We start from the raw sequence: 3,933 nt of genomic DNA, 5'->3' as shown, positions 1-3,933 counted from the left end.
GCCGGATGAAGGATGCCGCGGGACGCCTGCTCAGTCGGCGCAGGCCACGCAGGTGAGTGCGCCCGGGCGAATCTCCAGCCGCTCGGCCGGAATCGCCCGCCCGCAGCGCGCACAGACACCGTAGGTCCCGGCATCCATCCGCACCAGCGCAGCCTCCAGGGCGGCACGCTCGGCCTGCGTCGCCCGGCGCAGCGCATCGATCCGCTGCCATTCGCCCGACAGCGTCGAGCCCTCGGGGTCGTGCTCGTCATCGGCCGTGGCATCGGCGCGGTCGGCTCGGATGCTGTCATCGTCGCGGCGAAGACGCTCGAGTACGGCATCGAGCTCCCGCATCCGCTCCTCGAGCACCGACCGATCCATCCTCCGAGGCTACGCCCGGATCACGACGCGACGGCCGTGTCAACCGGGTTCACGAGCAGGCGGCGAGCGATGGATGCTGGATTCCCGACGGAAGGAGTCGCCATGTCCGACCCGCAATCCCCTCCCCAGCCCCCGCAGGTGCCGCAACCGCCCGAGCCGCCGCAGGCTCCCACCGACGAGCAGACGACCGACAGCGATGGGATGCCGACGACCACTCAGCTGGAGGAACCCAGCACGGAGACCCCTCCCGGTGAAGAGCCGAAGGCTCCGGACGGCGAGCCCGACACCGCGAGCCACAAGGCGACGGGCATCGGCGTCGTCGACTGACCGACCTCCCCTCCTCCCCTCCCTCGCCGAGTGCGCCGGATAAGACCGAGTGCGCCGGATATCCGCGCGTCTCAACCAGCGCACTCGGCAAGAACCAGCGCGCTCGGCGCCGCGCGGGCGGCCCGCCTAGAATGAAGGCATTCAAGGAAGTCACCTTTCGCGTCGGCGAAAGGGTCCTGTGAGTCTGGAGCCCCGCCGCGTGAGCACCCCCACCATCCCCGTCGCCGACACCGTCGAGAACGCCGTCGCCACTCCGGAGAAAGAGCAGCCCTACGGTGCGCTCGGCCTGAAGAGCGACGAGTACGCGCAGATCAAGACGATCCTCGGCCGCCGCCCCACCTCCGGTGAGCTCGCGATGTACTCCGTCATGTGGAGCGAGCACTGCTCGTACAAGTCGTCGAAGATCTACCTCCGCCGCTTCGGCGAGAAGGTCACCGACGAGATGAAGACCCGACTCATGGTCGGCATGGGCCAGAACGCCGGTGTCGTCGACGTCGGCGAGGGCTGGGCGGTGACCTTCAAGGTCGAGTCGCACAACCACCCGAGCTACATCGAGCCGTTCCAGGGCGCCGCGACCGGCGTCGGCGGCATCGTCCGCGACATCATCTCGATGGGTGCCCGTCCGGTCGCGATCATGGACCAGCTGCGCTTCGGCGCGATCGACCACCCCGACACGGCCCGGGTCGTGCACGGCGTGACGAGCGGCATCAGCTTCTACGGCAACTGCCTGGGCCTGCCCAACATCGGCGGCGAAACCGTCTTCGACGCCGTCTACCAGGGCAACCCGCTCGTCAACGCGCTCGCGGTCGGCGTCATGCGGCACGAAGACATCAAACTCGCCAACGCCACCGGCGCCGGCAACAAGGTCGTGCTCTTCGGTGCACGCACGGGTGGTGACGGCATCGGCGGTGCGTCGATCCTCGCGTCCGACACCTTCGCCGACGGCGGTCCGACCAAGCGTCCCGCCGTGCAGGTCGGCGACCCGTTTGCCGAAAAGGTGCTCATCGAATGCTGCCTCGAGCTGTACCAGGGTGAGCTCGTCGAAGCCATCCAAGACCTCGGTGCCGCGGGCATCTCGTGCGCGACGAGCGAGCTGGCCGCCAACGGCGGCAGCGGCATGCGCGTCGACCTCGAGAACGTGCTTCTCCGCGACCCGACGCTGACGCCCGAAGAGATCCTGATGAGCGAAAGCCAGGAGCGCATGATGGCGATCGTGGCGCCCGAGAAGCTCGAGGCGTTCCTCGCGGTCGTCGGCAAGTGGGACGTCGAGACCAGCGTTCTGGGCGAAGTGACCGGCGACGGCCGCCTGCAGATCTTCTGGCACGGCGAGCAGATCGTCGACGTCGACCCCTCCACCGTCGCCGTCGACGGGCCGGTGTACGAACGCCCGGTCGCCTACCCGACCTGGATCGATGCGCTCCGCGAGGACTCGGCATCCGCCCTGCCCCGGACGGATGACCCCGACACACTGCGCCGCCAGTTCCTCCAGCTCGTGGCCAGCCCGAACCTCGCCGACACCTCCTGGATCACCAACCAATACGACTACTACGTCATGGGCAACACGGCCCTCAGCTTCCCCGACGATGCCGGCATGATCCGCGTCGACGAGGAAAGCGGCCTGGGCTTCGCGATCGCGACGGACTGCAACGGACGTTTCTGCCAGCTCGACCCGTACGCCGGCGCGCAGCTGGCCCTCGCCGAGGCCTATCGCAACGTCGCCGTCACGGGCGCGGTTCCCACCGCCGTGACCGACTGCCTCAACTTCGGCAGCCCGGAAAACCCCGAGGTCATGTGGCAGTTCGGCCAGGCCGTCGACGGTCTCGCCGACGCGTGCCTCGAGCTCGGCGTCCCGGTCACCGGTGGCAATGTGAGCTTCTACAACCAGACCGGCGACACCCCGATCTTCCCGACGCCGGTCGTCGGCGTACTCGGGATCATCGACGACGTCGCCCGCCGCATCCCGTCGGGCTGGCAGGATGCCGGCGAGAACATCTACCTGCTCGGCGTCACCTCCACCGAGCTCAGCGGATCGGCGTGGGCCGGCACGATCCACGGCCACCTCGGCGGTCGTCCGCCGGCTGTCGATCTCGGCCAGGAGAAGCGGCTGGCCGAGCTCATCCACGCCGCGTCGCAGCAGGAGCTCGTCTCGTCCGCACACGATCTCTCCGAAGGCGGCCTGGGCCAGGCCCTCGCCGAGGGCGTCATGCGTTTCGGCGTCGGCGCACGCGTCTGGCTGCGCGAGATCATGGAGCGGGACGGGGTGGATGCCGCGACCGCGCTCTTCAGCGAATCCACCGGACGAGTGATCGTCTCGGTGCCGCGCGAGGAAGACGTCAAGTTCCGCGGGCTCTGCGAAGGCCGCGGCTACCCGGTGCTGCGCATCGGCGTGACCGACCCGGCCGCGGACGGCGACGAAGCGGCCCTCGAGGTGCAGGATGTCTTCACGTTGACCGTGTCGGAGCTCCGCGGCAGCTCGCAGGCGACGCTGCCCGGCGTGTTCGGCGCCACTGTCACCGAACCCGTAGGCTGAACGCCATGACCGATCAGGACGAGTACGCCGGCATGAACGAGGCGCGCACGCGCCGCACACGCATCATCGCGTGGGTGGTGATCGTCTCGCTCATCCTCGTCGGTGGCGGTGCGACCGTCCTCGCTCTCCTCTTTGGCTGAGACGCGACGAGCTCGGGGACGCTTCTCAGCGGTGGCGACTAGCATGACGCTGTGGATCCGCTTTGGGCAACTGTCGCCGAGTTCTGGTGGATGGGGCCGACAGTGATCGGGGCCGGCACCGTCGGCTTCCTCACCCTGCGCCAGCAACGAACGGTGCGCGCCCGCAAGCTCGAGTACGACGCTGCGCGTGAGGACCTCCGCCGCGAACGCCTGCATGCGACGAGCACCCGGATGGACGTCCGCGTCACGCGCGCCGAGCTCGCGCGGGTTCAGGCCGAGCGTTTCGCCGGTCGCGCCGACACGGCCGCTGTGGGCGCGGCACGCCACGCTCTCGACCGCGCCCAACGCGAGGCGCGCGCGGCAGCCGCGGCGGTCCGCGCGCGGAGGGCCCACGTCAGCGCAGCCCGCGCCGCGCTGCCCGCGGCGACGCGGGATCCGGCATCCCTCCCGCTGGCCAAGCTCATGAGCACCCACGATGCGGTGACAGCGCAATGGATGCAGTACGAGACCGACCCCGCCAAGCTCATCGCCTTTCCGACGATGAGCGACGGTCGGGTTCCCCAGACGGCCGCGTTC

General features: G+C 69.5%; 4 protein-coding genes and 1 pseudogene. 4 read left to right on the top strand and 1 reads right to left on the bottom strand.

Translation table 11 applies throughout. The annotated features are described in order from the left end of the window. Positions 1-30 precede the first annotated feature (30 nt). Positions 31-360, bottom strand: coding sequence for a TraR/DksA C4-type zinc finger protein (locus N4R40_RS13170; protein WP_261607834.1), 330 nt, complete (start codon positions 358-360; stop codon positions 31-33). A 102-nt stretch (positions 361-462) separates the two neighbouring features. Here N4R40_RS13170 and N4R40_RS13165 point away from each other — a divergent pair, with 102 nt between their 5' ends. From N4R40_RS13165 to N4R40_RS13150, 4 genes and pseudogenes are all read left to right on the top strand, one after another. Next, positions 463-687, top strand: coding sequence for a hypothetical protein (locus N4R40_RS13165; protein WP_261607833.1), 225 nt, complete (start codon positions 463-465; stop codon positions 685-687). A gap of 199 nt (positions 688-886) precedes the next feature. Then, complete coding sequence (purL, locus tag N4R40_RS13160) at positions 887-3,217, top strand: phosphoribosylformylglycinamidine synthase subunit PurL (protein WP_261607832.1); 2,331 nt, start codon at positions 887-889, stop codon at positions 3,215-3,217. Between the two features lie 5 nt (positions 3,218-3,222). After that, the gene (locus N4R40_RS13155; protein ID WP_261607831.1) at positions 3,223-3,357 is read left to right on the top strand and encodes a hypothetical protein; all 135 of its coding nucleotides are present in this window, start codon (positions 3,223-3,225) and stop codon (positions 3,355-3,357) included. Positions 3,358-3,408: 51 nt separating this feature from the next. Continuing rightward, positions 3,409-3,933, top strand: a pseudogene (locus tag N4R40_RS13150) (hypothetical protein); the annotation flags it as partial.

It is taken from the genome of Microbacterium memoriense (assembly GCF_025398275.1).
Classification (GTDB): domain Bacteria; phylum Actinomycetota; class Actinomycetes; order Actinomycetales; family Microbacteriaceae; genus Microbacterium; species Microbacterium memoriense.
The sequence above is the reverse complement of the archived record's forward strand: the minus strand, read 5'-3'. Positions and strand labels throughout refer to the sequence as shown.